The sequence below is a fragment of the Streptomyces sp. NPDC085481 genome (assembly GCF_044541845.1).
In the GTDB taxonomy this organism is placed as follows: Bacteria; Actinomycetota; Actinomycetes; order Streptomycetales; family Streptomycetaceae; genus Streptomyces.
In genome coordinates, this window is record NZ_JBITTJ010000003.1 from 157,420 (window position 1) to 183,773 (window position 26,354).

Consider the following 26,354-nt stretch of genomic DNA (forward strand, 5'->3'; position numbering starts at 1 on the left):
TGGATCGTTTTCTCGGCTTACGAAGGTGATGAGCCCTCAGGCAGGACGATCCGCAAGCGCAACGGGCGGTTCGTCATCCATTTCGAAGGCGAGCGGAAACGGGGCGTGACCGGCCAGCCGGAACCAGCGGACCTTCCGGTGGCGCCGCAGCGCCCGCGCGGCCCGTACGGCGTCGTTGTGGAACCGCCGCGCCATCGGCACCCGGCGCACCGCGGCGGCGAGCTCCAGGGCGGCCTCCTCTCCCCCGGGCGCCGCCCGCACCAGCTCGACCTGCTCGGGCTCACCGAACACCGCCCGCAACGCCTGGCTGAGCTCGCTCTCGGCGACCTCCCGGTGATCCTCCTCGGCCTGCCGGGCGGCGTGCGCCGCCTCGTACAGCACGATCGACGCGGCCGGATCCAGCACCCCTGACGTGGCCAGCTCCTGCGCGACCGAGGCCCGCCGCAGCAACTGCGCGTCGAGCGCGGCCCGCGCGGCGTCGATCCGGCTGTGCAGCCGGTCGAGCCGGCCGGCCGTCCAGCTCAGGTAGACGCCGATGAGAATCAGCCCGACAAGGGTCCAGATCAGGGTTTCGGTCACGGGCGCACAGGCTACCGGGGCGGTGGCGGCGCCCCTTCCCGAAGCCCCCGGTCACGGGCGGCCGGTGCCCCTCGGTGTGCCCCGGCGTCGGGACGACCCGCACTCCCCGCGAGCCGGACCACGGCGCGGCGCGGGACCTACAAAGCCGCACCACGGCGCGGCGCGGGACCTACAGCCCCAGCCGCGCCCGAAGACCGCCCACCCGCTCGTCCGTGGCCACCGAAGCCGCCCCGTCCGTCACCGTCTCGTACACGGCGAGGATGTCCGCGCCCACCGTCGACCAGTCGAACCGCCGCACGTGCGCCGACCCGCGCTCCCGCAGCTGCTCGCGCCGCGCCTCGTCGCCCAGCAGCCGGATGGCCCGGTCCGCGAGGTCGTCGGCGTCCTCGCTGGCGAAGAGCTCGCCCGCCGCGCCCTGGTCGAGGACCTGGGCGAAGGCGTCCAGATCGGCCGCGAGCACGGGCGCGCCCGCCGAGAGCGCCTCGACCAGGATGATCCCGAAGCTCTCGCCTCCCGTGTTGGGCGCCACGTACACGTCCACGCTCCGCAGCAGCCGGGCCTTGTCCTCGTCGCTGACCATGCCGAGGAACTCCACCCGCGAGCGCATCTCGCGCGGCAGTGAGGCCACCGCCTCCACCTCGTCACCGCGCCCCGCGACCAGGAGTCGGGTGCCGGGCCGCTCGGCGAGGATCTTCGGCAGCGCCTTCATCAGCACCGGAAGCCCCTTACGGGGCTCGTCGATCCGCCCGATGAACCCCAGCGTGCCCCCCTGCCACTCCTTCCTGGGCTCGGCCCGCGCGAAGAAGTCCACGTCGACGCCGTTCGGGATGACGACCGCGTCGCCCCCCAGGTGCTCCACGAGCGTCCGCCGCGCGTACTCGCTGACCGCGATCCGCGCGCTGATCTTCTCGAGCGCCGGCTGCAGGATCGGATACGCGGCGATCATCGCCCGCGAGCGGGGGTTGGAGGTGTGGAAGGTGGCCACGATCGGCCCCTGCGCCGCCCAGCAGGTGAGCAGCCCCAGCGACGGCGAGGTCGGCTCGTGGATGTGGACCACGTCGAAGGTGCCGTCGTGCAGCCAGCGCCGCACCCGCGCCGCCGAGAGGAAGCCGAAGTTGAGCCGGGCGACCGAGCCGTTGTACGGCACGGGGACGGCGCGGCCCGCCGACACCACGTACGGCGGCAGCGGGGTCTCGTCGTCGGCAGGCGCCAGGACGGAGACCTCGTGGCCGAGCCGGATCAGGTGCTCGGCGAGATCGCGGATGTGGAACTGGACGCCGCCCGGTACGTCCCACGAGTACGGGCAGACGATGCCGATTCTCAAGGGCGTCGTTCCTCCAGGTCCGCGAGCCACAGTCGCTGCAGCATGTGCCAGTCCTCCGGGTGGTCCGCGATGCCCCCGGCGAAGGCGTCGGCGAGGGCCTGCGTCATGACGGACGTCTTCTCGGCCCGGGTACCCGACGCGGGCACGTCCAAGGGGGCGTGTACCTGCCCCTTCATGACGTCGGTGTCGTCGTACCACAGCGTCACGGGCAGCAGCAGCGCCCCGGTCTGCTGGGCGAGCATCGCGGGCCCCGCAGGCATCCGCGTCTTCTCGCCGAAGAAGTCGACCTCCACGCCGGAGGACGACAGGTCACGGTCGGCGACCAGACAGACCAGCCCCCCGGCCCGCAGCCGCCGCGCCAGCGTCCCGAAGGCGGCGCCGCCGGTGTGCGGCAGCACCTCCATGCCGAGGGACTCGCGGTAGGCGACGAACCGGTCGTACAGCGTCTCGGGCTTGAGCCGCTCGGCGACCGTGGTGAAGGGAACGCCCAGGGCGCGGGTCACCCACACGCCGGCGAGGTCCCAGTTGCCCATGTGGGGCAGGGCGAGGATGACTCCGTGCTCGGAGGCGAGGGCGTCCGTCAGATGGTGGACGTCCTTGGGGTCGAAGCTGCCGGCCGCCCGCTCCTTGCTCCAGGTGGGCAGCCGGAAGGACTCCATCCAGTAGCGCATGTACGAGCGCATGCCGGCCTTCGACAGCTCGGCCAGCCGCTCCGGGGACGCGTCGGGCACGACCCGCGCCAGGTTGGACTCCAGGCGCAGGACGCTCTTGCCGCGCCGCTTCCAGGCGGTGTCGGCGATCCGCCGGCCGAGGCCCCTGGCGACCGGCTCGGGCAGCTTCTTGACGGTCGCCCAGCCGAGCCCGTACAGCCGGTCGCTCAGCCTGTCCTTGAACCCGCCGTCCTTCGGTCCGCTCACGATGCCGCCTCGCTCCCCCGGGCGGCGGCGTCCGCCTCCGCCGACTCCCTGCGCACCGTCACGACCCGCTGCCCCAGCGTCACCGCGGAGCCCGCCGCCACGATCCACAGGGCGATCGGCAGCAGCACCTGGATGCCGGGGACGCCGAAGCCGTGCAGCCCGGCGAGACCGGCCGCTACCAGCGAGATCACCAGCCGCTCGGCCCGCTCGACCAGACCGTTGACGGCCACCGGCAGACCGATCGACTCGCCGCGCGCCTTGGTGTACGAGACGACCTGGCCGCTGGCCAGGCAGAAGATCGCGACGGCGCACAGCACGTTGTCGTCGCCCTTGCCCGCGTACCAGAGGGCGAAACCGCCGAAGATCGCCCCGTCGGCGACCCGGTCGAGGGTCGAGTCGAGGAACGCACCCCACCGGCTGGAGATGCCGGCCTGCCGGGCCATGTTGCCGTCGACGAGGTCCGAGAAGACGAACAACGTGATGACGATCGTGCCCCAGAAGAACTCCCCGCGGGGGAAGAAGACCAGCGCGCCGGCCACCACCCCGGCGGTACCGATGAGCGTGACGGCGTCGGGGCTGACGCCCCGGCGGAGCAGAAACGCGGCGAACGGTGTGAGGACACGCGTAAAAAACGCACGCGCGTACTTGTTCAGCATGGCCTTCCCGAGGTTCGGTGGGCCGCGCGGCCCCTACGACCACCGGCTCACCCATCGTAGCCACGCGTGCCCCCGCGAGAGCGGCGGCACCCGTTCGCCGCGTCGGCGGCCCCGACACCGGCCGGTCCGGGTACGACGTATGGACGCACCGTGACGTCGGTGCAAAGCTCGAAGGACAACCGCGGGCATCGCCGGAGCCGCACGCGACGCGCGACATGCCGCACCACTCCCCCGCGCCCGCGCCCCCCACCTCACCGTACGGAGTACGAAGCAGTCGGGAGGAAGAACATCATGGGCGACAAGGCGAACCCCCACTCCGGAGCCGCCGGCAGGGCTCCAACGGCCGACCGGCCCTCGGCCGTACGGAACGTGGTGCTGGTCGGCCACAGCGGATCGGGCAAGACGACCCTCGTCGAGGCCCTGGCCCAGACCGCGGGCGCGGTCAACCGGGCCGGTCGCGTCGAGGACGGCGGGACGGTCTCCGACTACGACGAGATCGAGCACCGCCAGCAGCGTTCCGTACAGCTCTCCCTCGTCCCGGTCGAATGGGACGGGTACAAGATCAACCTCCTGGACACCCCCGGATACGCCGACTTCGTCGGTGAGCTCAGGGCCGGTCTGCGCGCGGCGGACGCGGCCCTCTTCGTGGTCTCGGCGGCGCAGGAGGCCGACGCGGTCGTCGGCTCGACCCGCGCGGTGTGGGAGGAGTGCGCCGCGGTCGGCATGCCCCGGGCCATCGTCGTCACCCACCTCGACACGGCCCGCACCGACTTCGGCCGGCTCACCGAGGTCTGCGCGTCGCTCTTCGGCGGCGACGACCCCGACGCCGTACTCCCGCTCTACCTGCCCGTACGCGGCGCCGAGGGCGCCGACGGGCACGCGCCCGCCACCGGTCTGGTCGGGCTGCTCACCGAGCGGATCTTCGACTACTCCTCGGGGGTACGGCAGGAGGACCCGCCCGACGAGACCCAGCGGCCGCTGATCGCCGAGGCCCGCAGCCGGCTGATCGAGGGGATCATCGCCGAGAGCGAGGACGAGACCCTGATGGACCGCTATCTCGGCGGCGAGGAGATCGACCTCAAGACCCTGATCGACGACCTGGAGAAGGCGGTCGCCCGCGGCACCTTCCACCCCGTGCTCGCGGCCGCCCCGGCGACGGACGGCGCCAAGCAGGGACTCGGCACGGTCGAGCTCCTGGAGCTGATCACCCGCGGCTTCCCCACCCCGCTGGAGCGGGAGGCACCCGCCGTCACCACCCCCGACGGCGCACCGCGTCCGGCGCTGGCCTGCGACCCCGACGGGCCGCTGGTCGCCGAGGTCGTGAAGACCTCCTCCGACCCGTACGTGGGGCGGATCTCGCTGGTACGGGTCTTCTCCGGCACCCTGCGGCCGGACGAGACCGTCCACGTCTCGGGGCACGGCCTGGCCGAACGGGGCCACGAGGACCACGACGTGGACGAGCGCGTCGGGGCACTCACCTCCCCGTTCGGCAAACAGCAGCGAACCCTCTCCCACTGCGTCGCCGGCGATCTCGCCTGCGTGGGCAAACTCGCCCGGGCCGAGACCGGCGACACCCTCTCCGCCAAGGACGACCCGCTCCTCATGGAACCGTGGTCGATGCCCGAGCCGCTTCTGCCGCTGGCCATCGAGGCGCACAGCAAGGCCGACGAGGACCGGCTCTCGCAGGGCCTCGCCCGGCTCGTCGCCGAGGACCCCACCATGCGGCTCGAACAGAACCAGAACACCCACCAGGTCGTCCTGTGGTGCCTGGGCGAGGCCCACGCCGACGTCGCCCTGGAACGGCTGCGCGGCCGCTTCGGCGTCCAGGTCGACACCGTGCCGCACAAGGTCTCGCTGCGCGAGACCTTCGGCGGGGCCTCCGCCGGGCGCGGCCGGCACGTCAAGCAGTCGGGCGGGCACGGCCAGTACGCCATCTGCGAGATCGACGTCGAGCCGCTGCCGCCCGGCAGCGGCATCGAGTTCGTCGACAAGGTGGTCGGCGGCGCCGTACCCCGCCAGTTCATCCCCTCCGTCGAGAAGGGCATCCGCGCCCAGGCCGCCCGCGGGGTCGCCGCCGGCTACCCCCTGGTCGACATCCGGGTCACCCTGCGCGACGGCAAGGCCCACTCGGTCGACTCCTCCGACGCCGCCTTCCAGACGGCCGGCGCCCTCGCCCTGCGCGAGGCGGCCGCCGAGGTGCCGATCCACCTCCTGGAACCCGTGGCCGAGGTCCAGGTGCTCGTCCCCGACGACTACGTCGGCCCGGTGATGAGCGACCTGTCCGGGCGGCGCGGCCGCGTGGTCGGCACCGAACAGGCCGGACCGGGCCGGACCCTGGTGCGCGCGGAGGTGCCCGAGATCGAGATCGGACGGTACGCGGTCGACCTGCGCTCCGTCTCGCACGGCACCGGCAGCTTCGACCGTGCGTACGCCCGGCACGAGGCGATGCCCCCGCACCTGGCGGACAAGATCAGGGACCAGGCCGGAAAGGGATCGTGACCGGCCTTGCAGGGATCGTGACCGACCGGAAAGCGATCGCGTCCGGGAACTGACGTCCTGACAGCCGATGCCGCCCGTCCAACTCCCCTACGGCGGGCGGCATTCGGCCGCCTCGGCCCACTCCCGTGACGCATCCGTCGCCACCCGGTTACGCTGTGGTGCCCAGCTCAGAAGGTGTGCGGGGCGCGGCAGTTGGGAACAGCCCGCACAGGGAACCGCGGCGATGGGGGCGGCAGTGACGATCGGCAGTTTCGGACCCGGGGCGCAGATTCCCCTTCAGGGCTCGGACGCACAGACGGCGGCGACCCATGCCCTCGCCTCCGCCGCGTACCGCGACAGCCCCGTCGAGGCGATCCTCGAGGCCGACAACGACTGGCACAGGTCCACGGTCAAGCCAGGCAAGTGGCACAAGCTCTTCCGCCCCGACCTCGGCGAGGCCTTCTCCCGCGCCGTCCAGGTACGCATGCTCGGCGGCGCCCGCAAGCCGCTGATCCAGTCCTTCGGCGCGGACCCCCAGCCCGTCGTCGAGCACTGCCTGGCCGCCACCGGCATCCGCAGGCAGCGCGACGTGAAACTGACCCTGGTGACCGTCGTCTTCGGCCTGCTGTTCCTGCCCGGCCTGCTGCTCTGGCTCGGCGTGATCCAGCTGCGCCGGATCGCCGCAGGCTCCGACAACAGGCGCACCAGCGCCATCGGCACCGCCGTGCTCGTCGCCGCGGGCCTCCTCGCCGTGCTCGTCCTGCTCCGGCTGCCCTTCGACGGTGTCCTGCCCAACTACCTCCGCGCCATGATCGTGGCACCCGTCGTCGGCTGGTTGCTGGCCCGCCGGATCTGCGAGAACACCGCGGTCGACCTCCGCGAGCGCTGGACCTCGCTGCTCAGCGGCGGCGGCCTCGGTGCCGCCGTCCCCGAGGCCGTGCCCAAGGACCCGACCGAGAAGACAGCCGAGGAGCTGCGGCTGAACCTGGAGAAGCTCGGCGCCGAGCAGCAGTCCAACATCGTCTTCTACGCGGGCCCCAAGGGGATACTGGGCATGGGCACCCGCTGGGGCAGCTGGACCCTCGCCGAGGAGCTGATCCCCCGCGACGGCAAGGAGATCCACGACTTCCGCGCCTGGGACGTCGTCCGCCAGATCCACACGCAGCTGACCCTCCTGGAGCGCGGCTCGCTCAAGACCGGCTTCCCCAAGCCCACGGTCAAGCACTGGATCGTCTCGCCCGTCGGCGAGGGCGCCGACGAGGTCGCCCGCCCCGAGGGCGAGAACATCGTCGCCTACCAGGTGAAGCCGCACGAGATACAGCGCATCTGCAACGACCAGCAGTTCGGCGCCGGCAACCGCCACTACCTGGGCGTCCAGTTCACCCTCTGGGACGGCCAGCTGGTCCTCACCATGATGGTGACCGTCACCTCGCTCCACCACACCCTGCGCGTGGAGGTCACCGGACACGCCCTCGGCCCCGTCCACGGCCTGTTCACCACCAAGCCCAAGGCCAAGACCAAGGAGGTCTCCAAGACCGTCAGGTTCTGGGAGACCAAGGAGATCAAGCTGCCGGTGACCGGCACCGACGACGTCGTGCGCCAGGCCGTCCGCGCGCCCCTCACCTGGTTCCCGCCGGTCCTGGACTTCCTCGGCGGCAAACTGGTCCTGCCCGAGCCGTTCGGCCTGCGGCACGCCTGGGCCGGCCAGCCCTGGCGCCACCGCTTCATGGCCGACGACGCCATCCGCGCGGCCACGCCGGTGCTGCGGGCGGTCCACGCCGCGACCCTCAAGGTCCTCGACGACCACAACGTGGACACGGAACGCTTCACCAACCGTTCGCTGATCCTCAGCGGCGGCGTCCAGGACCCCGGCCCGAAGAAGGCCGACCTCTACGACGCGTAAGGGGGATCCGTACGGATCAGATGCCGGCCGGCCACGCGTCGGCCAGCATCTTCCGGGTGTCCGCGAGCAGCTGCGGCAGCACCTTCGTGTGCCCGACCACCGGCATGAAGTTGGTGTCGCCACCCCAGCGGGGCACGACGTGCTGGTGCAGATGAGCGGCGATGCCCGCCCCGGCGACGGTGCCCTGGTTCATGCCGATGTTGAAGCCGTGCGCACCGGACGCGGCGCGCAGCGCGACCATGGCCCGCTTGGTGAACTCCGCCAGCTCGGCGGTCTCGGCCCGGTCGAGATCGGTGTAGTCGGCGACATGGCGGTACGGGACGACCATCAGGTGACCACCGTTGTACGGGTAGAGGTTGAGCACCGCGTACACGCTCTGGCCCCGCGCGATCACCAGGCCGTCCTCGTCCGACTTCGCCGGGATGGTGCAGAAGGGACAGCCGTCCTCGGCGCCCGGCCCGGTCGGCTTGTTCTCGCCCTGGATGTAGGCCATCCGGTGAGGCGTCCACAGGCGCTGGAACGCGTCCTGCGTCCCCACTCCCATCTGCTGTTCCGGCTCAGTCGTCATGCTGAGCAGCATATTGCGTCGCCCGTTCGGAACGTGTCGCCGGGGCGGAAGATCCGTGCAGGCGCCATGCTGATCCGATGAGCGACAGGCCGCCGGCACCACCGCAGCAGGAGCGCTGGGACCTCCTGATGGAGCCACCGCTGACGGTGGCCTCCCTCGTCTACCTGGGCGGCTACACGGTGCTCGTCCTCGCCCAGGACCTGTCCGCCGGCTGGCGCGACCTCTCCCTCGCCTTCGTCTTCGCCGCCTGGGCGGTCTTCGTCATCGACTACGCGGTGCGGCTCCGGCTCAGCCGTCTCGGCCCGCTGCGCTTCGTACGCCGAAATCTGCTCGACACCGTGGTGTTGCTGTTGCCGCTGCTGCGCCCGTTGCGGGTGGTCCGCACATACGACCGGATCCAGCGCCGCCACCATCAACCGCGGCTCACGCTCTACGCCCGGGTGATGGCGTACGCGGGCCTCTCGGCGACCCTGCTCGGCTTCGCGGGGGCGCTCACCGTCTACCACTACGAGCACGACGCCCCCGGCGCGACCATCCGCACCTTCGGCGACGCCGTCTGGTGGGTCTGCGCGACGCTGTCGACGGTGGGCTACGGGGACGTGACGCCGGTGACCCCGATGGGCCGAGTGGTGGCGGTGGGCGTCATGGCCTGCGGCCTGGCCCTGCTGGGCGCGGTGACGGGTTCGTTCTCGTCGTGGCTGATCCAGGTGTTCACGCGGGAGGACGAGCGCGGGGACGGCGGGAGGCCCCCGGGGGGTTCCCCGGGGGCCTCCTGATCGCCTCCTGCGGTCCTCGGACTCCTACGCTCCTCGGACTGCTACGGCCCTCAGACCTGGACGCGGTCCTCGACGATCTTGGCGATCTTGGCGATGGCCTCGTCGGCGGGGATGCCGTTCTCCTGCGAGCCGTCGCGGTAGCGGAAGGAGACCGCGCCGGCGGCCATGTCCTCGTCACCCGCGATGATCATGAACGGCACCTTCTGCTTCTGCGCGTTCCTGATCTTCTTCTGCATCCGGTCGGAGGAGGCGTCCACCTCCACCCGCAGCCCCTGCTTCTTCGCCTTGGCGGCGAACTCCTGCAGGTACTCCACGTGCGCGTCGCCGATCGGGATGCCGGTCGCCTGCACCGGGGCCAGCCAGGCCGGGAAGGCGCCCGCGTAGTGCTCCAGGAGCACCGCGAAGAACCGCTCGATCGAGCCGAACAGGGCACGGTGGATCATGACCGGGCGCTGCTTGGTGCCGTCCGGCGAGGTGTACTCCAGGTCGAAGCGCTCCGGCAGGTTGAAGTCGAGCTGCACGGTCGACATCTGCCAGGTACGGCCGATGGCGTCACGGGCCTGCACCGAGATCTTCGGGCCGTAGAAGGCGGCGCCGCCCGGGTCGGGGGTCAGCGGCAGGCCCTGCTTCTCGGCGACCTGCTGGAGGACCGCGGTGGCCTCCTCCCACACCTCGTCCGAACCGACGTACTTCTCCGGGTCCTTGGTGGACAGCTCCAGGTAGAAGTCGGTCAGACCGTAGTCGCGGAGCAGGTTCAGGACGAAGGTGAGCGTCTTGTCGAGCTCGTCCGCCATCTGCTCGCGGGTGCAGTAGATGTGCGCGTCGTCCTGGGTGAAGCCGCGGGCCCGGGTCAGACCGTGCACGACGCCGGACTTCTCGTACCGGTACACGGTGCCGAACTCGAACAGCCGCAGCGGCAGCTCACGGTAGGAGCGCCCGCGCGCGTCGAAGATCAGGTTGTGCATCGGGCAGTTCATGGGCTTGAGGTAGTAGTCCACGCCCTCGTCGAGCTGCATGGGCGGGTACATGCCCTCGGCGTACCAGTCGAGGTGACCGGACTTCTCGAAGAGCTTGCCCTTGGTGGCGTGCGGCGAGTAGACGAACTCGTAGCCCTCCTCCTCGTGCCGGCGGCGCGAGTAGTCCTCCATGACCCGGCGGATGATGCCGCCCTTGGGGTGGAAGACCGCGAGGCCGGAGCCGATCTCGTCCGGGATGGAGAAGAGGTCGAGCTCGTTGCCGAGCTTGCGGTGGTCGCGCTTCTCGGCCTCGGCGAGGAAGTCGAGGTGGGCCTTCAGCTCCTCCTTCGACGGCCACGCGGTGCCGTAGATGCGCTGGAGCATCGGGTTCTTCTCGCTGCCGCGCCAGTAGGCGGCGGCGTTGCGCATGAGCTTGAACGCGGGGATGTTGCGGGTGGTGGGCAGGTGCGGACCGCGGCAGAGGTCCTTCCAGCACAGCTCGCCCGTCTTGGCGTCCAGGTTGTCGTAGATGGTCAGCTCGCCGCCGCCCACCTCGACGTTCGCGCCGTCGTCGGTCGACGCGGCGCCCTTGATGCCGATGAGCTCCAGCTTGTACGGCTCGGCCGCGAGCTCCTCGCGGGCCTCCTCGTCGGTCACGACGCGGCGGGCGAAGCGCTGGCCGCGCTTCTGGATCTCCTGCATCTTCTTCTCGACGGCCTTGAGATCCTCGGGCGTGAACGGCTTCTCGACGTCGAAGTCGTAGTAGAAGCCGTCCCGGACCGGCGGGCCGATGCCCAGCTTGGCCTCGGGGAAGAGCTCCTGCACGGCCTGGGCCATCACGTGCGCGGTGGAGTGGCGCAGGATGTTCAGACCGTCCTCGGAGGAGATCTCGACGCCTTCGACGACCTCGCCGTCGGCGATCTCGTACGACAGGTCCTTCAGCTCGCCCGCGACTCGGGCGGCGATGATGGTGCGGTCGTCGGCGAACAGGGCGCCGGCCGTGGTGCCCGCGCTCACCGTCCTCTCCTCAGATCCCGAGGCGGACTGGACGGTCACACGGACTTCGGACACGGGTGCTCCATGACATAGGGGCGCAGGCAGACACGAGGTGCCGGCGCCGGCGGTGCGCGGCAGAGACGAGGTGCCGCGCTGGCCTTGATCCTACCCGGGGCCCGTGCCCGGCTCTCGGTCGTCGCCGGGGCCGCAGGCCTCCTCGAAGAAGTCCGCATCGTCGACGGTCCCCTGGAGCGACTTCATCAGCCGGTCCCGCTCGGCCTCGTCCACCTGCACGGGGACGACTCCGGTCGCGTCGGTCAGCCGGCGGAAGCCGCCCCGGCTCTCCAGCCGGCCGACGACCCGGATCGGCAGCCCGACGAGATGGGCGTGGCCGGCGGTGCGGTAGCCCTCCTCGTCGAGGGTGACCCGGACGTGGCCCACCTCGGCGCCGGCGAGCACCCGGAGCCGTACGGTGCCCTCGCCGCGCGGGCCGGAGCGGCGCATGCGGACGACGGCGCCGGTGATGCGTACGGGTACGGAGGGTTCGCCGGCCAGGTAGCGGGTGCCGGCCTCGCGCAGGGCGGGCAGGTCGCCGGGTGAGAACTCGACCGGCTCGGGGCGGGCGGCGCACCCCGCGGGGGTGCCGGCGGCCGGGGACCACTCCAGGGCGACGCTGGCGCCCTCGGTGCCGCGCACGAGCGCGACGAGGGCCTCGGTCAGCTCGCGGCTCACCCCCGCCTCGACGGCGCTGTCGAAGGCCTCCATGCCGCCGGTCGCCCGCTGGTAGTCGACGGCCTCGCGGGTGGCGTAGAGGGCGTGGTAGAGCCGGACGGAGACGGCCCGCCCGGGGTCGACGGGCAGGAACGCGGTCAGGCCGCGGCCGCCCGGGACGGCGCCGACGACGACGCTCTCCAGGGACGTCTGGGCCTGCCTGCGGTGCCGGGCCCCGTGGTAGCCGGCCCGGCCGCGGACGGCGAGGGCACCGGCGAGCAGCAGGCTGCGGGCGGCGGACCTGAGCTGTTCCTGCACGGGCCAGGGCACGGCCCCGGCCGGGCCCGGGGGCACATCGCGCCACCAGCGGATCTCGTCGCTGGGGACGGCGAGCCCGGTGAGCACCTCGCGGGCCGAGGGCGTGCCGCTGCGGGCGAGCGCGGTGAGGGCCTCGCCGATGAGGTCCTCGCAGTCGGGGAAGGCCCGGCTCTCCGGCACCAGGAGGCTGGTGCCGCGGCTGCCGGCCTCGGGTCCCGGCGGGGACCAGCGGCTGTAGCGGCCCGCGCCCCCGCCGCGGCGCCGCCAGCCGTGCCGGGCGAGCAGCGCGCCGAGGACCCGCGGGTCGACCCGGCCGGGGTCGGGCGCCTCCCCCGCGTCGGCCCAGGGAGCTGCGGGTGCGGCGGGGACGCCGGTCCAGTGGCCGGGGAGCTCGCCGGGGGCGGGGTGAGGGTGGGGATGGGGGTGGAAGGGGTGCGGTACGGGGTGGGCGGGCGGGCGCATGGGGTCGGGGCCGTGACCGGCCCCGTTCTCGGGTTCGTCGATCGGCCGGTGCATCAAGGTCTCCCTCCCACGCCGACCCGCGCCATGATCTCGCAGAGCGCCCGGTCGTCGAAGATCCGCGTCGTCGGGATGCGCACGGTGGTCCTGCGCCGTCCCGTGACCGGGTGGCCGGCCAGGTTGATCCAGTAACAGCAGTGCCGCAGGTCGAGCCGGTCGTGCCCGGCCCGCAGCCAGTCCTCCCGGTCCCGTGGCACGAGCATCACGACCAGGATCTTGTGCACCGCCACGGGGCTCCGCGCGAGCTTCACGAGGTGCTCGTTGTCGAGGGTGAACGAGAACGCCGCTGCCGAGCCGGGCGTGCGCGGTGGAATCTGGTAGGTGCACTTGAGCTGCACCTTGATGGTGACTTCGTCGTCTACGGTGTGGCCGGGAGCGCCGTGACTCACGTGCCAGTCGATGCCGTTGTCCGGAAACGGCTGCGACAGCGAACACCCCGCCGCCGCCGCGACCGCGTGGAGATACCCGACCTGGAGGGTCTCCATGCAGGCGGTGGTGGCGAGCGAGCCGCGCAGCGGTGCTGCCTGTTGGGACGGCAGCCCTCCCGATTCGGGCTGGGCGAGCGCCATGTCGATTCCCTTCCCCGTCACCTGTGTTGTGACCGGTCCGCGTACGGTGCAAACAGCCCGGGTATCACCGTTTCGGGCAGGGGGTTGGCCATCTGCCGCGCACGTGCGAGGAGTTCGGGGATGACGACGCACTGGTATGAAGGGCCCCTGGCCGCATTCGACACGGAGACCACGGGAGTCGACGTCGAGGAGGACCGGATCGTGTCCGCCGCCCTCGTCGTCCAGGACGCGGCGGGCATGCGCCCGCGGGTGACGCGCTGGCTGGTGAATCCGGGCATCCCGGTGCCGCCGGAAGCCACCGCGGTACACGGCCTGACGGATGATCACCTGCAGCGCAACGGGCGCTGGCCGTCGCCCGTGATGGAGGAGCTGGCCCGGGCGATAGCCGAACAGAGCACGTCCGGCCGCCCCTTGGTGGTGATGAACGCCCCGTTCGACCTGACGATCCTCGACCGCGAGCTTCGCCGGCACCGTGCCTCCTCGCTGGGCCGGTACATGGAGAGCGTGCCGATGTGCGTGCTCGACCCGCGGGTCCTGGACAAGCACCTGGACCGGTACCGCAAGGGCCGCCGGACGCTGACGGACCTGTGCGAGCAGTACGACGTGGTGCTGGACGACGCCCATGACGCGGCGGCGGACGCGCGGGCGGCCCTGGAGGTCGTACGGGCGGTGGGCCGGCGTTTCGCGGCGCGGCTCGAGCGGCTGACGCCGGCCGAACTGCACACGCTGCAGGCGGTGTGGCACGCGGCGCAGGCGCGCGGCCTGCAGGCGTGGTTCGCCCGGCAGGGCACGCCGGAGTCGGTGGACCCGGCGTGGCCGCTGCGTCCGGAACTGCGGACGGCGGCGTGAGCGCTGGCGGGAGCGGCGGCCGGAGACGTCCCGGCAAACGGCTGAGGCCGGTCCGTCATCTGACGGACCGGCCTCTCCCGGTGGGCGATACTGGGATCGAACCAGTGACCCCTTCGGTGTGAACGAAGTGCTCTCCCGCTGAGCTAATCGCCCGGGAACGGGTTGAACCATACAGGCCCCTCGGGGCTTCGTTCAAACCGACCGCGGCGAGGCACGCAGGCGGGCGGCGAGCCCGCGGCGTCCGGCGCGCATCATCAGGGCGTGGTTGGCGCGGAAGACGGGCCGTCCCGGGACGGCGAGCGCGCGCATCAGCGGGCTGCGGACCTCGACCTCCTGCTCGTACAGGGCGTGGGTGCCTGCGCCGTCGGGGAGGGCGGTGAGGGTCCAGCGGGCCCAGCCGTCCAGGTCCCCGCTGAGTCCGATCTCCAGGACGCCCGCGACGGGGTCGCGGCGCCGCGCCTCGGCGGTGACGAGGAGGTCGTACGGCAGGAGGGAGCGGAAGCGGGCGGTGCCGGTGCGCTCGTCGACGGGGACGACCTCGCGGACCTGGGGCCACCAGCGGGGGTACTCCTCGCCGCGTTCCAGCACGGCGTAGACGTCGGCGGGCGCGGCGGCGAGGCGCCAGACGCTGCGGAAGCGGTAGCGACACCAGTCCATGGCTTCAGTGTGGGGTACTCAGACGCGGATCTGAGTATCCGCACCCATCCCCTCCGGCTGTGTCCGGCGCCACACTCCGCCTATGGACACCTCCCTGCCTCCCGCGGAAGAGCTCGCGCTCGTCGACCGCGAACTGGCCCGACTCGACGCCCACCGGGCCCAGTTGCTGGCCCGCCGGGACTGGCTGCTGCGGGTGCTGCACCCGCCGGTGACCGCGCAGGCGCCGGCCGCGCGGCCGGTCCCGGAGGCGGCTCCGCGCAGCGCCCAGAACGTGCTGCTCACCCTGGGCGGGGTGCTGCTGACCATCGCGGCCGTCGCCTTCACGCTGGTCAGCTGGGGTTCCATGGGCATCGGCGGCCGCGCGGCCGTCCTGGGCGCCGTGACCTCGGCGGCCCTCGTCGCCCCGGTCGTGCTGCTGCGCAAGGGCCTCGCCTCCACGGCGGAGTCGGTGGCCGCGCTCGGCCTGGTCCTCACCCTCCTCGACGCGTACGCCCTCCACCGGGTGGCGCTCCCGGACACCGGCGGCCTGTCCTACACGGCGGCGGCCTCCGCCGTCCTCGCGGCGACCTGGAGCGCGTACGGCTCCGCCCTCACCCGCCTGCGCGTCCCCGTCCCGGCGGCAGTGGTCGCGGCCCAACTGCCGCTGCCCCTGGGCGTGCTGGCCGCGGGCGGCGGCGTCCTGCCCCTCGCGTGGGCGGCGCTGGCGACGGCGGCCCTCGACCTGGTGCTCGTCCTCGCCGTGAAGCCCCTCCCGGTCCGCGTGACCGCCGGCGCCGGCGCGGCCGCCCTGGGCGGCTGGGCCCTCCTGACCGGTCTCTCCCTCTCCGTCACGACCCCGCTGCGCGCCGCCCCGCTCCTCCTGACCTGCGCCGCGCTCCTGCTGTTCGCCGCGCTGCGCCACTCCCCGACCGCACCGGCCGCCGCCACGGTGGCGGGCCTGGCGACGATCGCCGCGGCGGGCGGCCTGCTGCGGCCCGCGGTGCCGGACGCGTGGGCGGTGCCCGGGTACGCGCTGTGCGCGGTGACCCTGGCGGCGGTGGCGTTGTGGGGCCGGGGCGCCTCCGCCTGGACGCGGGAGCCGTCCCCGGGCCGGGGCGCGGCGGGCTCGGTGGACGCGGGCGCCGCGAGCTCCGACGGCCCCGCCGCGCCCGCCGGCGCCGCCACGTCCTCGATCCGGCCCGGCGACGGGTCCGGGGCCGGGGCCGCCCGGCCGGTGCGGCACGGCCTCGCCGTCGCGGGGGCCGGTGTGCTGGCACTCGCCGTCGCCTGGGCTCTGCCGCCGGTGGCGGCGGGTCTCCTCGGGCCGCTGGGACGGACGACGGGGATCTGGTCGGGGGCGCACGCCGAGCGGGTACTGACCGGGTACCCGGCGACCGCCCCGCTGGTGCTGCTGCTCGCGGGGGTCGCGCTGGCGGCGGTCCCCCGCCTGTGGGCCCGCGGCGGCCTCCTGGCCCTGCTCTGGTCCCTGCTCACCGCCCTGCCGGTGTCCCTGGACCTGGCGTACGCGCCGACGCTCACGCTCCAGCTCCTGACGACCGTCGCGGCCCTGGCCGTGGCCGTGCGCCCCGCGGTCCTGACACGCGGGCTCCCGGAGCCCGCGCCTGCCCGGCAGCCGGGAGTCACGCCGCCCACGGCCCGGCCCGCTGCGCGGTACTCGTCGGGCGCGGGCGCGAACGCCGACCGCACCGACGACGGCGTCGCACCGTCGCCGAGCCCGGCCCCCGCGGCCGGTGAGAGCGGCGCAGCCACGGCCTGGCCCGCGTGGACGCCCCGCGCCGTGCCCGTGGTCGCGCGGAGCGTGGACCCGTCGGCGGTCGTCGGATGGTCGGCGCTCGCCTGCGGGCTCGGGTCCGGGCTCGGGGCTTTGGCGCTGGGCCTGGACACGCGGGCTGCGACGTTCGCCGTGCTCGGGGTGCTGGCCGCGCTGTTCGCCGGCGTCGCCTGGCTCGCGGGCGGCGGGCGGCGGGTCATCGGGGCCTGCGGTGCGGTGCTCGCGGTGGCCGGGATGGTCGGTGCCGGGGCCGCGGCCGCGCAGGCGGGGGTGGCGGTGTGCGGGCTCGCGCTGCTGAGCGTGCCCGCCGGGACCGCCGCCGTCGGGGCGCGGCTGCGACGGCACCCGGTGGCGGTCCCCGTGGAGGGCACTGGCGCTGCGGTGGGGCTCTGCGCGCTGGGGCTCACGGTGCAGCGCCCCGCCCTGCTGGCGCTCGCGCTCGCCCTCGGTGGCGTGATCGCCGCGGCGACGGCGGTACGGCCGGAGCGGCGGCCCGTGGTCTCGTGGCTCGCGGCGGCGCTGTTCCTGCTGGCCACCTGGGTGCGGCTGGCGGTCTGGGAGGTCACGACACCGGAGGCGTACACGCTGCCGGTGACCGTCCCGGCCCTCGTCGTGGGCCTGCTGCGGCGGCGCCGCGACCCTGAGGCCTCGTCCTGGACGGCGTACGGGCCGGGCCTCGCGGCGACGCTGGTGCCGAGCCTGTTCGCGGCCTGGACGGACCCGGACTGGGTGCGGCCGCTGCTCCTGGGGCTCGCGGCGCTCGCGGTGACGCTGCTCGGCGCCCGGTACCGGCTCCAGGCCCTGTTGCTGCTCGGTGGCGCCGTGCTCGCCCTGGACGGGCTGCACGAGCTCGCGCCGTACGTCGTACAGGCCGTGGGCGCGCTGCCGCGCTGGCTGCCGCCGGCCCTGGCCGGGCTGCTGCTGCTCGCGGTGGGCGCGACGTACGAACAGCGGTTGCGCGACGCCCGCCGGCTGCGGGAACGGCTCGGCCGGATGCGGTGACGCGACGGCCCCTCGGGGCGGTACGCCGAAGGCCCGGAGACGGTGGTCGTCTCCGGGCCTTCGGTCCGGGTGGTGGGCGATACTGGGTTCGAACCAGTGACCTCTTCGGTGTGAACGAAGCGCTCTCCCACTGAGCTAATCGCCCGGGCGCACCGCAAACATTACCCCATGTCAGCGGGGCTCCCGCACCACTTCCGGGTCACTCGTGGATCTTCCACGGCATCACGAAGCCGAACTTCCAGAGGTAGACGCCGAGCAGTACGGCGATGATCACGAGGCCGATCGTCGTGAGGATGATGTTCCGCCGCCGGACCTTGGGGTCGAGGGCGCGCTGGGCCGCCTCGGTGACCTTTCGCTTGGTCCAGCGGAGCACCAGCTGGGCCCAGACGAACTCGGTCGCCCAGATCGCCATGCCGCCGAAGATCACCAGCCAGCCGGGGCCGGGCAGCGGCAGCATCACGATGCCGGCGCCGACCACGGCGAGTCCGACGATGAAGACGCCGACCTGCCAGCTCAGGTGCAGGGTCCGGCGGGCCTTGATGAACTCGGGGGCGCGGGACCCCAGGGGCGCCTCGTCGTTCTTCTCCGGGCCGCTCTCCCCGCTCGCCGCGGACTCCCCGGTGCGCTCGTCACTCTCCGCATTCATGGGCCCAACTTACCGGACCGGCGCGGCCCGGGCGCGGACGGCCGGAATGGCCGTATTACCGCAAGTCACACGCGCCCATACGAGCTACCTGAACGATCACAAAACAGACAGAGGGGTTTACAACGGCACCGTAGGTGGCATGTCGATTTCGCCGACGTGCGAATCCCCGAGCGCACACTGAGCGAAAGGCCCTGGCGCTTATGAACACCACGGTCAGCTGCGAGCTGCACCTGCGCCTCGTTGTGTCGAGCGAGTCCTCACTGCCTGTACCCGCGGGCCTGCGGTATGACACGGCCGATCCGTATGCCGTGCACGCCACCTTCCACACCGGAGCCGAGGAGACGGTCGAGTGGGTCTTCGCCCGCGACCTTCTCGCCGAGGGGCTGCACCGGCCCACCGGCACGGGCGACGTCCGCGTCTGGCCGTCCCGTAGCCACGGCCAGGGAGTCGTCTGCATCGCGCTGAGCTCCCCCGAGGGCGAAGCCCTGCTCGAGGCCCCGGCGAGGGCCCTGGAGTCGTTCCTGAAGCGGACCGACGCCGCCGTGCCGCCTGGCACCGAGCACCGGCACTTCGACCTCGATACGGAGCTCTCCCACATCCTGGCCGACAGCTGAGCCAGGCCCATAGCCGCACGGCGCCGTCCGACTCGGGGCGACGGCGCCGCGCGGGCAGCCGCATAACCAGGTCATCGGCGCCTCCCACCGCGCAGCCGGCGCGGTGGGAGGCGCCGGTGCCCGTTTCCGGGTCGCGCTAGAGTCAGCGCCATTCCGCGGGCGCCCGCCCGCGGCCGGCCAGGGAGCGCATCGTGCTGATCCCCCACGACACCCGGATCGCCCTCGACACCGTCGTCGATCTGATGAACACCGCCGCGCAGGGCGACCGCGAGGACGAGCTCGCGGACCTGGAGGCGCTGCGTTCCTTCGTGCACGCCCACAAGATCAGCGACGTGGGCGAGCTCGACGCGGACGACCTCAAGGCCGTGCGGGACGTGCGCGACCGGTTCATCGCCGTCTTCTCCGCCCCCGACGCCCACATCGCGGCCACCCTGATCAACCAGCTGGTGGCGGCCGCCGGCACGACGCCGCAGCTCACCGACCACGACGGCTACGACTGGCACGTGCACTACTTCGCGCCGGGCGCCTCGGTGGCCGACCACCTGGGCGCCGACTGCGGCATGGCGCTCGCGTTCATCATCGTGGGCGGCGAGCAGGAACGGCTGCGCCGCTGCGAGGCCCCGGACTGCGGCCGGGCCTTCGTCGACCTCTCCCGCAACCGCTCCCGCCGCTACTGCGACAGCCGGACCTGCGGCAACCGCCTCCATGTCGCGGCCTACCGGGCCCGCCGCAAGGAAGCCGCGGGCTGAGCCCGCCGGGCCCGTCGGGCCTCTCGGCGCGGGATCTCACCGCACGACTGGGCTCACCGCACGGCACGTCTCACAACAGGAACAGGTCGTGCAGGGCGGCCATCAGCAGCAGGCCGCCGATCACCGCGAGGAAGATCATCAGCGGCGGCTGCGAGAGCGCGAAGAGACAGCCGCGCGGCTCTTCGGTGGCGGTCGCGCCGGGGGTGGTGACGGGGGCGGCGGTGGGGACGGGGGCGGCGGGGTCCCGCGAGGTATCCAGCATCTCGGGGGGATGATCGCGCACGGCGCACCCCGAAGATCACGCAACACACCCGAGGACCGGGCCCGTTCACTCCATCCCGTGGACGCCGGGAACGAGAACCGTCAGAAGCGGTCAGATCACCGTCGGATCCCGGTCATATTCCGTGCTTCTTCAGAATCGCCTCGATGTCGCTGAAGTCCTCGTCGCCCGCCTTCGCCTTCGGCCCGGCGCTCGTCCCGCGCTGGCCCGCGCCGAGCGACGGCGCGGACGCGGCGGGCGCGACGGCCTCCGGGCTCCCGGCCTGGGTCGTCTCCTTCCTGCCCGCCCTGCGGCGCTCGATCGCCCGCGTCGACGAGAAGAGCAGCCAGGCCGCGCCGAGCACGCCGAAGCCGGCCCAGGCGACCGGGCTGAACGCCGTCTCCGCCAGCCACTCCACGGCGCCCGTCATCACCAGGCCGAGCGGCACGAGGGCGTAGGCGGCGATCCGGGCCGCGGACAGGAACCGCTTGCGGTACGCCGTGATCGCGGCGATGCCCAGGCCCGCCGCGGACACCGCGGAGCAGATGGTCTCGGCGATCATGGCGGTCCTCCTGGTCCCGGGCGATACGTCCCTTCCATCCTGCACCGCCCCGGCCCCTCGCGGCCATGCCCGGCAACCGCATCAGGGAGATCTCCGGGTCGTCCCCCAGGGACCCGCGGATGGGAGACTCTTCCCATGAGTGAGTCCACCGCCCCCGCCTCCCCCGTCGTCCTTGAAGCCTGGTTCGACCTGCAGTGCCCCGACTGCTTCAAGGCCCTCGACGACGTGCGCGCGCTGCGCGAGAAGTACGGCGAGCGCCTCGACGTACAGCTGCGCCACTTCCCGCTGGCCAAGCACAAGCACGCGTACGCCGCCGCCCAGGCCGCGGAGGAGGCCGCCGACCAGGGCAAGGGCTGGCCGTACGCCGAGGCGCTGCTCGCCAGGACCGCGGAGCTCGGCGAGCGCGGCGAGCCGGTGCTCCTCGACGTGGCACGCGAACTCGGCCTGGACGCCGAGGAGTTCGACACCGCCTTGATCGACGGCCGGCACCTGCTGACGGTCGACGCGGACGAGGCCGAGGGCAAGGCGATCAAGGTCACCGGCACCCCGACCTACGTCATCGACGGCGAGCGGCTCGACGGCGGCCAGAGCCAGGACGGCCTGCGCGAGCGGATCGAGGAGATCGCCGACCGCCTGCTCAAGGGCTAGGCATGTCCCTTGGACACCCCGTGTCCCTTGGACACCCCGTGTCCCTTGGACACCCCGTGTCCCTTGGACACCCCGTGTCCCTTGAACGCCCCGTGCCGCCCACCCCTACAGCGGCTTGGAGCTGTTGAGGCAGGTCGTGCGATAGCCCAGCGACTCGTAGAGCCGGATCGCCGGGGTGTTGCCCGCGAAGACGTGCAGTCCGAGCAGGCGCTCCCCGGCCTCCAGCGAGACCCGCTCGGCGAGCAGCATCAACGCCCGGCCGTAGCCGTTCCCGCGCTGCTCCTCGGCGACCTCCACCTCGTACACGAAACCGGTCCACCGGCCCGGCTCCAGCTCGATCGGACCGGTCCACAGACAGCCGACGACCTGCCCGTCCCGTACGGCCACGTCCACACGGGCACCCGGCGTCGCGAGCCCCTGCGGGAGGAAGCGGCGGTGACTGTCCTCGGCCTTGGCACGGGCCTGGTCCTCCGGCACTCCGCGCTCGATCCAGCTCTGCGCGAAGGCGTCCCTGGTCCGTGCCGACCACTCGGCGAACTCCTCCTCGGTCATCGCGCGGTACGCGAAGCCCTCCGGCAGCCGGGGAGGCTCGGCCGCCAGCTCCTTGAGCATGTTCCGGCTGCGCTCGGTGTAGCCGAGCGACTCCGCCATCCGCAGGGCGGCCGCCTCGCCCGTGGGCACCGAGATCCGCACCTCGCGGCAGCCCCAGCTCCGCAGCACCTCCTCGGAGGCGAGCGCCGCCACCGTGCCCCGGCCACGCCCGCGGTCCGGCTCGTCGACCCGCAGGCCCTCGATCACACCCAGGGCGGGGCCGAAGGACGCGTCGGTGGTGAGGTGGACGGAGCCGACCCGGCGGCTGTTCACACAGATGTCGTACGTGCGCGAACGGCCGCCGTCGGCGGACTTCTGAAGCGGCTCTGAGGGCCGCAGGGTGGTGGTCATCACGGGTGTTCTACCCGCCGGGAGGCCACCCGTCATCCCGATTTACGCAGCGCGCCCGACCCGCCGTACGCGAGCCCCTCGCCGGCCCCGCGCGAGCCCGCGACGCCCCTTACGCGAGCCGCGGATCCCGGTCCTGGGCCGCCCGCTCGTCGAAGATCCGCATGGCCTTGGCGGTGACCGGACCCGGCGTCCCGCCGAGGTCCCGGCCGTTCACCCGGTGCACGGCCTGGACATCGCGCAGGGTCGAGGTCAGGAAGATCTCGTCGGCGGTCTCCAGGACCTCCAGCGGAAGGTCCGTCTCCTCCGCACCCGTCCACTCCACGGTCAGCGCCCGCGTGATGCCCGCGAGGCAGCCGGAGGAGACCGGCGGCGTGTGGATGCGGCCGTCGATCACCACGAAGACGTTCGAGCCGGTGCCCTCGCAGAGCTGTCCGACGGTGTTGGCGAACAGCGCCTCCGAGCCACCCCACTCGCGCGCCCGGGCGAGGGCGACGACGTTCTCCGCGTACGAGGTGGTCTTCAGGCCCGTGAGCGCGCCGCGCTCGTTGCGGGTCCAGGGGACGGTGATCACCGCGGTCGAGTCCGGCCGCCGGCTCGTCTCGCCGACGCCCACGACCAGGCTGGTGCCGGCGTCACCGCGCTCGGAGCCGAGCGGGGACAGGCCGCCGGTGTAGGTGATGCGAAGCCTGCCGAGCTCCATCGGGTTCGCCGCGAGGACTGCGGCGCAGGCGCGGCGGACCTCGTCGAGGTCCGGGTCGGGCAGCCCGAGACCGCGGGCGGAGCGGGTGAGCCGCTCCAGGTGCAGGGTGAGGGCGAAGGTCTCGCCGCGCTCGGCCTTGACCGTCTCGAAGACGCCGTCGCCGACGGTAAGACCGTGGTCCAGGACGGACACCAGCGCGGTCTCGGCCTCGTGCAGTGCGCCGTTGACCCAGAGTTTCATCGAGATATGGCCTTTCCGCTCGCCTCGTACGCGCCCGACGCTATCGCGACCAGGCGGGACGCCTTCAGTTCGGTCTCCGCCCACTCCCGCTCGGGGTCCGAGCCCCAGGTGATGCCGGCTCCGGTGCCGAAGCGCAGCATGCCCGCCGGCCGGTCGATCCAGAAGGTGCGTATGCCGACGGCGAGCTCCGCGGTGCCCGCGTCGGCGTCGACCCAGCCGATGCCGCCGCAGTAGGGGCCGCGCGGGGCGGTCTCCAGGGCCTCGATGATCCGCAGGGCGCTCGACTTGGGAGCGCCGGTCACGGAGCCGGGCGGGAAGGTCGCCGCGAGCAGCTCCGGCCAGCCCGCGTCCTCGCGGAGCAGACCGCTGACGGCTGAGACGAGATGGACCAGGCCCGGATGCTCCTCGACGGCGCACAGGGCGGGGACGGAGACGGTACCGGTCTCACAGACCCGCCCGAGGTCGTTGCGGACCAGGTCGACGATCATCACGTTCTCGGCGTGGTCCTTGGGCAGCAGGTCGGCGGCGGTGCGACCGGTGCCCTTGATCGGCCCCGAGGTGACCCGCGCGCCCTCGCGCCGCAGGAAGAGCTCGGGAGATGCGGTGGCGATCTCCACGCCGTGCGCGGGCAGCCGGATCGTTCCCGCGTACGGGGCGGGGTTGCCGCGCGCGAGGAGGGCGGTGAGCGCGTCGACGTCGGCCGTGGCCGGGTCGGGCAGCGGCGCGGACATCACCCGGCAGAGATTGGCCTGATAGACCTCACCGCGGGCGATGTGCTCGCGCACGCGACGCACGCCCTCGGTGTACGCCGCGCGGTCGAGCGACGACGTCCAGTCGCCGGCCGCGGGCCCGTGCCAGGCACCCGGCCCGGGCCCGGGGACCGGCGCGGGGACCGGGTCGGGCCGCACGTCGCCGAAGCGGGCGCAGGTGAGACGGCCCTCGAAGTCGGCGCAGACGGCCCAGAAGCCGGCGGAGTCCAGTGCCTCGGGATCGTGGGTGACGTCCCGCAGGTCAGTGGCGAGGAGGCCGCCGAAGCGGGCCAGAGGAGCGAGGGTGTGCACGATGGTGAGTCTAGGTGGGGTGGGTCGGACGGGACGGGGACGTAGTCACGGGGCGGCTGGGAGCGTTCTGCGAGCCTTCTGGGAGCCACCTGAGGAACACGTGGAGTGAACGGCGTACGAACGCTCCCGGATGCCTGGGCGGGGCTGCAGGTCAGCACGCTGCGGAAACGCGTTTTTGTACTGGCCCAGGAATCCGCTAGAGTTCAACACGTCGCCGGGACGCGCAAGCGGAACGGAAACGACAAGCGGACGTGGCTCAGTTGGTAGAGCATCACCTTGCCAAGGTGAGGGTCGCGAGTTCGAATCTCGTCGTCCGCTCGATGTGGGGGATCTTCCCGAACCCCTGTATTCACTCCTGGTGGAGTGGCCGAGAGGCGAGGCAACGGCCTGCAAAGCCGTCTACACGGGTTCAAATCCCGTCTCCACCTCCAAGGACGATTAGCTCAGCGGGAGAGCGCTTCCCTGACACGGAAGAGGTCACTGGTTCAATCCCAGTATCGTCCACTGGACCTTCGGGTCCTGGGTCTTCGGATCCCCCGCGCGATTAGCTCAGCGGGAGAGCGCTTCCCTGACACGGAAGAGGTCACTGGTTCAATCCCAGTATCGCGCACTGGACCTTCGGGTCCCGGACCTTCGGGTCGTCCCGCGCGATTAGCTCAGCGGGAGAGCGCTTCCCTGACACGGAAGAGGTCACTGGTTCAATCCCAGTATCGCGCACCATCAACGAGCCCCCGGCCGCGAGAGCGGTCGGGGGCTTCGTCGTTGCCGGGCGTCGTCGTTCACGAGGCCTGCGTCGCGCGTGGTGCGACGTGCGTGGCGCCGGTGGCGGGCCCGGGGTGAGCCCGCCCGGCGTCCGCTCAGGAGGAGAAGAGCATCCGGCCGAAGCCGCGGTGGTGACCGCCATGGTGACCGTGGTGACCGCCGTGCTGCGGCGCGCCCCAGGCCGGGGCGGCCGGCTGCGCCGGGTAGGCCTGCGGCGGCGGGGCCTGCTGGACCCACTGCGACTCCAGGCGGGTCAGGGCCTCCAGCTCGCCGTAGTCCAGGAATATGCCGCGGCAGCCGCTGCACTGCTCGATCTGGATGCCGTTGCGGTTGTACGTGTGCATGGGCGCGTGACACTTGGGACACTGCATGCTCGGCTCAACTCCCTGCCGTTCGGATGGTGCTCTCACCCTACGTGGACGCCGGTGGAGCCAACTCGGTTCGGAGCGAGGCGATTCGGGCGCAGGTGTCGATCATCACCTCTTCCACCTCGTCCAGCGGGCGGCCCTCGGCGGTGGACTTGGCGAGGGCGAGCGCCGCGGTCTGGACGGTCAGGGCGCGGGCGGGGAGGTCCAGGCGGGGCCAGGGGTCGGGAGTCGGGGTGGTGGCGGCGAGGGCGGGGGCCGTTTCCGGGCCCACCGTCGCCGGAGTCGCCGTGGCCGGGCCGCCGGCTGCCTCGTACGCGCCCAGGAAGCGTGACCAGACCTCCGGCGGCAGGAGTCCGGCCGCGAACCAGGCGGCGGGGCGGGCCAGGTCCCAGACCTGGTCGCCCAGGCCCAGGTCGTCGACGTCGATCAGGCGCCAGGGCGGGGCGGGGGTGGGGTCGGGGTCGGCGGCGGGGCGCGTGAGCCGGACCAGTTGGCCCAGGTGGAAGTCGCCGTGGCAGAGGCCTCGGGAGCCGGCGGGGGCGGCCCCGTCCGGGGCCTGGAGGCCCTGCCAGGCACGCAGAACCGTGGCCGTCGCCGGGTGGTCCGGCGCGGTACGGCGCATGCGGTCCACGGCCAGGGCCGCCTTCACGGGCGCCCGCATGGCCGGGAGCCCCGGCGGGGCCGGGGTGCGGTGCAGCAGGGCGAGCAGCCGGCCCGCCTCCTCCCAGGGCGCCGACTCCGGATCGGCCGGGTCGACCGGGGTGCCGTACGGCCAGCCGGTCACCAGGCGCCCGTCGACGGCCGTCCTGGGCCCCGGCAGCGGCGGCAGCAGGACCTCCGCGAGGTCCGGCAGGGCCGCCGTCTCGACCCGGGCCCGCAGCTCCGCCGTGTCACTGCCGGGCGCGTGCGACTTCAGGACGAGGCCACCGTGCCGTACGACCGTGCCGTCGTCCCGGTCCGCCAGCAGGCCGACCGTGCAGGGGCACGGGCCGTCGGGCCCGGCCGGGTGCGCGGTCGCGCGGGCGAGGGCGTGCAGCGGGAGGAGGGAGGAGTCGTCCACGCGGGGAGCCTACGCGGGGCCGGCAGGCGGCGAGCGGGGAGCCCGCGTGCCCGCCGGCTGGAGGCGCCGTGCACGCGGTGGACGGCCTGGGGCCCCGGGAAGCGGCCCAAGGATGCGGCCCCGGGAAAGCGCGAGGGCCGGTCAGCTCCCCAGCTGACCGGCCGCACGCTGCCGTCCGCCGCACCCCCGTCCCC

25 protein-coding genes and 7 tRNA genes are annotated in these 26,354 nt (G+C 73.0%); 13 read left to right on the forward strand and 19 right to left on the reverse strand.

The features are described 5' to 3' along the window. Window positions 1-36: 36 nt before the first annotated feature. From ACIGEZ_RS09455 to pgsA, 4 genes are all read right to left on the reverse strand, one after another. On the reverse strand, window positions 37-579 hold the full coding sequence (locus ACIGEZ_RS09455; RefSeq protein WP_399827935.1) for a hypothetical protein: 543 nt from the start codon (window positions 577-579) through the stop codon (window positions 37-39). 169 nt (window positions 580-748) lie between these two features. Further along, on the reverse strand, window positions 749-1,903 hold the full coding sequence (locus tag ACIGEZ_RS09460) for a glycosyltransferase family 4 protein (protein ID WP_399827938.1): 1,155 nt from the start codon (window positions 1,901-1,903) through the stop codon (window positions 749-751). Continuing rightward, complete coding sequence (locus ACIGEZ_RS09465) at window positions 1,900-2,820, reverse strand: phosphatidylinositol mannoside acyltransferase (RefSeq protein WP_399827940.1); 921 nt, start codon at window positions 2,818-2,820, stop codon at window positions 1,900-1,902. The genes ACIGEZ_RS09460 and ACIGEZ_RS09465 overlap by 4 nt, the downstream gene beginning before the upstream one ends. Continuing rightward, on the reverse strand, window positions 2,817-3,476 hold the full coding sequence (pgsA, locus tag ACIGEZ_RS09470) for a phosphatidylinositol phosphate synthase (protein WP_399827943.1): 660 nt from the start codon (window positions 3,474-3,476) through the stop codon (window positions 2,817-2,819). Before pgsA ends, ACIGEZ_RS09465 begins: the two co-directional genes overlap by 4 nt. Before the next feature lie 291 nt (window positions 3,477-3,767). Here pgsA and ACIGEZ_RS09475 point away from each other — a divergent pair, with 291 nt between their 5' ends. Both ACIGEZ_RS09475 and ACIGEZ_RS09480 read left to right on the forward strand, forming a co-directional pair. After that, window positions 3,768-5,975 (forward strand): elongation factor G-like protein EF-G2, encoded by a 2,208-nt coding sequence (locus ACIGEZ_RS09475; protein WP_399827945.1) that lies wholly within the window; start codon window positions 3,768-3,770, stop codon window positions 5,973-5,975. A gap of 223 nt (window positions 5,976-6,198) precedes the next feature. Beyond that, on the forward strand, window positions 6,199-7,857 hold the full coding sequence (locus ACIGEZ_RS09480) for a hypothetical protein (protein ID WP_399827947.1): 1,659 nt from the start codon (window positions 6,199-6,201) through the stop codon (window positions 7,855-7,857). Window positions 7,858-7,873: 16 nt separating this feature from the next. Here ACIGEZ_RS09480 and ACIGEZ_RS09485 read toward each other — a convergent pair whose 3' ends face one another. Further along, window positions 7,874-8,437 carry an HIT family protein gene (locus ACIGEZ_RS09485; protein ID WP_399827949.1) on the reverse strand — a complete coding sequence of 188 codons (564 nt, stop codon included), beginning with the start codon at window positions 8,435-8,437 and terminating at the stop codon, window positions 7,874-7,876. 65 nt (window positions 8,438-8,502) lie between these two features. On the opposite strand from ACIGEZ_RS09485, the gene ACIGEZ_RS09490 reads away from it, so the two are divergent. Beyond that, on the forward strand, window positions 8,503-9,201 hold the full coding sequence (locus ACIGEZ_RS09490) for a potassium channel family protein (protein ID WP_399827952.1): 699 nt from the start codon (window positions 8,503-8,505) through the stop codon (window positions 9,199-9,201). A gap of 50 nt (window positions 9,202-9,251) precedes the next feature. Here ACIGEZ_RS09490 and thrS read toward each other — a convergent pair whose 3' ends face one another. The 3 genes from thrS to ACIGEZ_RS09505 all read right to left on the reverse strand — a co-directional run bounded on the left by thrS (window position 9,252) and on the right by ACIGEZ_RS09505 (window position 13,270). Then, window positions 9,252-11,228, reverse strand: coding sequence for a threonine--tRNA ligase (gene thrS / locus ACIGEZ_RS09495; protein ID WP_399827954.1), 1,977 nt, complete (start codon window positions 11,226-11,228; stop codon window positions 9,252-9,254). 90 nt (window positions 11,229-11,318) lie between these two features. After that, complete coding sequence (locus ACIGEZ_RS09500; RefSeq protein WP_399827957.1) at window positions 11,319-12,698, reverse strand: hypothetical protein; 1,380 nt, start codon at window positions 12,696-12,698, stop codon at window positions 11,319-11,321. Next, window positions 12,698-13,270, reverse strand: a complete 573-nt coding sequence (locus ACIGEZ_RS09505) for a DUF4365 domain-containing protein (RefSeq protein ID WP_399827959.1) — start codon at window positions 13,268-13,270, stop codon at window positions 12,698-12,700. Before ACIGEZ_RS09505 ends, ACIGEZ_RS09500 begins: the two co-directional genes overlap by 1 nt. Before the next feature lie 120 nt (window positions 13,271-13,390). On the opposite strand from ACIGEZ_RS09505, the gene ACIGEZ_RS09510 reads away from it, so the two are divergent. Then, the gene (locus ACIGEZ_RS09510) at window positions 13,391-14,119 is read left to right on the forward strand and encodes a 3'-5' exonuclease (protein ID WP_399827962.1); all 729 of its coding nucleotides are present in this window, start codon (window positions 13,391-13,393) and stop codon (window positions 14,117-14,119) included. A gap of 81 nt (window positions 14,120-14,200) precedes the next feature. Here ACIGEZ_RS09510 and ACIGEZ_RS09515 read toward each other — a convergent pair. Beyond that, a tRNA-Val gene (locus ACIGEZ_RS09515) sits at window positions 14,201-14,272 on the reverse strand. 39 nt (window positions 14,273-14,311) lie between these two features. Next, complete coding sequence (locus ACIGEZ_RS09520) at window positions 14,312-14,776, reverse strand: SRPBCC family protein (protein ID WP_399827964.1); 465 nt, start codon at window positions 14,774-14,776, stop codon at window positions 14,312-14,314. Window positions 14,777-14,858: 82 nt separating this feature from the next. Between ACIGEZ_RS09520 and ACIGEZ_RS09525 the strand changes: the two genes are divergently transcribed. Further along, complete coding sequence (locus ACIGEZ_RS09525; RefSeq protein WP_399827967.1) at window positions 14,859-17,549, forward strand: SCO7613 C-terminal domain-containing membrane protein; 2,691 nt, start codon at window positions 14,859-14,861, stop codon at window positions 17,547-17,549. Window positions 17,550-17,619: 70 nt separating this feature from the next. Here ACIGEZ_RS09525 and ACIGEZ_RS09530 read toward each other — a convergent pair. Beyond that, window positions 17,620-17,694: transfer RNA gene (locus ACIGEZ_RS09530), tRNA-Val, on the reverse strand. A 54-nt stretch (window positions 17,695-17,748) separates the two neighbouring features. Then, the gene (locus tag ACIGEZ_RS09535; RefSeq protein WP_399827970.1) at window positions 17,749-18,195 is read right to left on the reverse strand and encodes a TIGR02611 family protein; all 447 of its coding nucleotides are present in this window, start codon (window positions 18,193-18,195) and stop codon (window positions 17,749-17,751) included. Window positions 18,196-18,395: 200 nt separating this feature from the next. On the opposite strand from ACIGEZ_RS09535, the gene ACIGEZ_RS09540 reads away from it, so the two are divergent. Both ACIGEZ_RS09540 and ACIGEZ_RS09545 read left to right on the forward strand, forming a co-directional pair. Continuing rightward, window positions 18,396-18,809 (forward strand): SsgA family sporulation/cell division regulator, encoded by a 414-nt coding sequence (locus tag ACIGEZ_RS09540; protein WP_015032345.1) that lies wholly within the window; start codon window positions 18,396-18,398, stop codon window positions 18,807-18,809. A 191-nt stretch (window positions 18,810-19,000) separates the two neighbouring features. After that, window positions 19,001-19,558, forward strand: coding sequence for a CGNR zinc finger domain-containing protein (locus ACIGEZ_RS09545; RefSeq protein ID WP_399827972.1), 558 nt, complete (start codon window positions 19,001-19,003; stop codon window positions 19,556-19,558). A gap of 70 nt (window positions 19,559-19,628) precedes the next feature. Here the strand turns inward: ACIGEZ_RS09545 and ACIGEZ_RS09550 are convergent, their stop codons facing one another. Both ACIGEZ_RS09550 and ACIGEZ_RS09555 read right to left on the reverse strand, forming a co-directional pair. After that, the gene (locus ACIGEZ_RS09550) at window positions 19,629-19,820 is read right to left on the reverse strand and encodes a hypothetical protein (protein ID WP_399827975.1); all 192 of its coding nucleotides are present in this window, start codon (window positions 19,818-19,820) and stop codon (window positions 19,629-19,631) included. Between the two features lie 133 nt (window positions 19,821-19,953). Continuing rightward, a complete protein-coding gene (locus ACIGEZ_RS09555; RefSeq protein ID WP_399827978.1) occupies window positions 19,954-20,379 on the reverse strand; it encodes a hypothetical protein in 426 nt (141 codons plus the stop codon). Window positions 20,380-20,514: 135 nt separating this feature from the next. Here ACIGEZ_RS09555 and ACIGEZ_RS09560 point away from each other — a divergent pair, with 135 nt between their 5' ends. Continuing rightward, the gene (locus tag ACIGEZ_RS09560; RefSeq protein ID WP_399828073.1) at window positions 20,515-21,027 is read left to right on the forward strand and encodes a DsbA family protein; all 513 of its coding nucleotides are present in this window, start codon (window positions 20,515-20,517) and stop codon (window positions 21,025-21,027) included. A gap of 105 nt (window positions 21,028-21,132) precedes the next feature. Here the strand turns inward: ACIGEZ_RS09560 and ACIGEZ_RS09565 are convergent, their stop codons facing one another. From ACIGEZ_RS09565 to ACIGEZ_RS09575, 3 genes are all read right to left on the reverse strand, one after another. Further along, window positions 21,133-21,969: a GNAT family N-acetyltransferase gene (locus ACIGEZ_RS09565; protein ID WP_399828076.1), complete on the reverse strand. Its 837-nt coding sequence runs from the start codon at window positions 21,967-21,969 to the stop codon at window positions 21,133-21,135. 109 nt (window positions 21,970-22,078) lie between these two features. After that, window positions 22,079-22,909, reverse strand: a complete 831-nt coding sequence (locus tag ACIGEZ_RS09570) for an aminotransferase class IV (protein ID WP_399828079.1) — start codon at window positions 22,907-22,909, stop codon at window positions 22,079-22,081. Then, on the reverse strand, window positions 22,906-23,970 hold the full coding sequence (locus tag ACIGEZ_RS09575) for a chorismate-binding protein (RefSeq protein WP_399828081.1): 1,065 nt from the start codon (window positions 23,968-23,970) through the stop codon (window positions 22,906-22,908). Before ACIGEZ_RS09575 ends, ACIGEZ_RS09570 begins: the two co-directional genes overlap by 4 nt. 245 nt (window positions 23,971-24,215) lie before the next feature. On the opposite strand from ACIGEZ_RS09575, the gene ACIGEZ_RS09580 reads away from it, so the two are divergent. The 5 genes from ACIGEZ_RS09580 to ACIGEZ_RS09600 all read left to right on the forward strand — a co-directional run bounded on the left by ACIGEZ_RS09580 (window position 24,216) and on the right by ACIGEZ_RS09600 (window position 24,690). After that, window positions 24,216-24,288 (forward strand) — tRNA-Gly (locus ACIGEZ_RS09580). 39 nt (window positions 24,289-24,327) lie between these two features. Then, window positions 24,328-24,401, forward strand: a tRNA-Cys gene (locus tag ACIGEZ_RS09585). 1 nt (window position 24,402) lies between these two features. After that, window positions 24,403-24,474, forward strand: a tRNA-Val gene (locus ACIGEZ_RS09590). A 34-nt stretch (window positions 24,475-24,508) separates the two neighbouring features. Then, window positions 24,509-24,580 (forward strand) — tRNA-Val (locus tag ACIGEZ_RS09595). Window positions 24,581-24,615: 35 nt separating this feature from the next. Further along, window positions 24,616-24,690: transfer RNA gene (locus ACIGEZ_RS09600), tRNA-Val, on the forward strand. 137 nt (window positions 24,691-24,827) lie between these two features. Here ACIGEZ_RS09600 and ACIGEZ_RS09605 read toward each other — a convergent pair. Together ACIGEZ_RS09605 and ACIGEZ_RS09610 are read right to left on the reverse strand one after the other, a co-directional pair. Next, the gene (locus ACIGEZ_RS09605; RefSeq protein WP_399828083.1) at window positions 24,828-25,103 is read right to left on the reverse strand and encodes a zf-TFIIB domain-containing protein; all 276 of its coding nucleotides are present in this window, start codon (window positions 25,101-25,103) and stop codon (window positions 24,828-24,830) included. Window positions 25,104-25,143: 40 nt separating this feature from the next. Then, the gene (locus ACIGEZ_RS09610) at window positions 25,144-26,160 is read right to left on the reverse strand and encodes an aminoglycoside phosphotransferase family protein (RefSeq protein WP_399828085.1); all 1,017 of its coding nucleotides are present in this window, start codon (window positions 26,158-26,160) and stop codon (window positions 25,144-25,146) included. Window positions 26,161-26,354 lie beyond the last annotated feature (194 nt).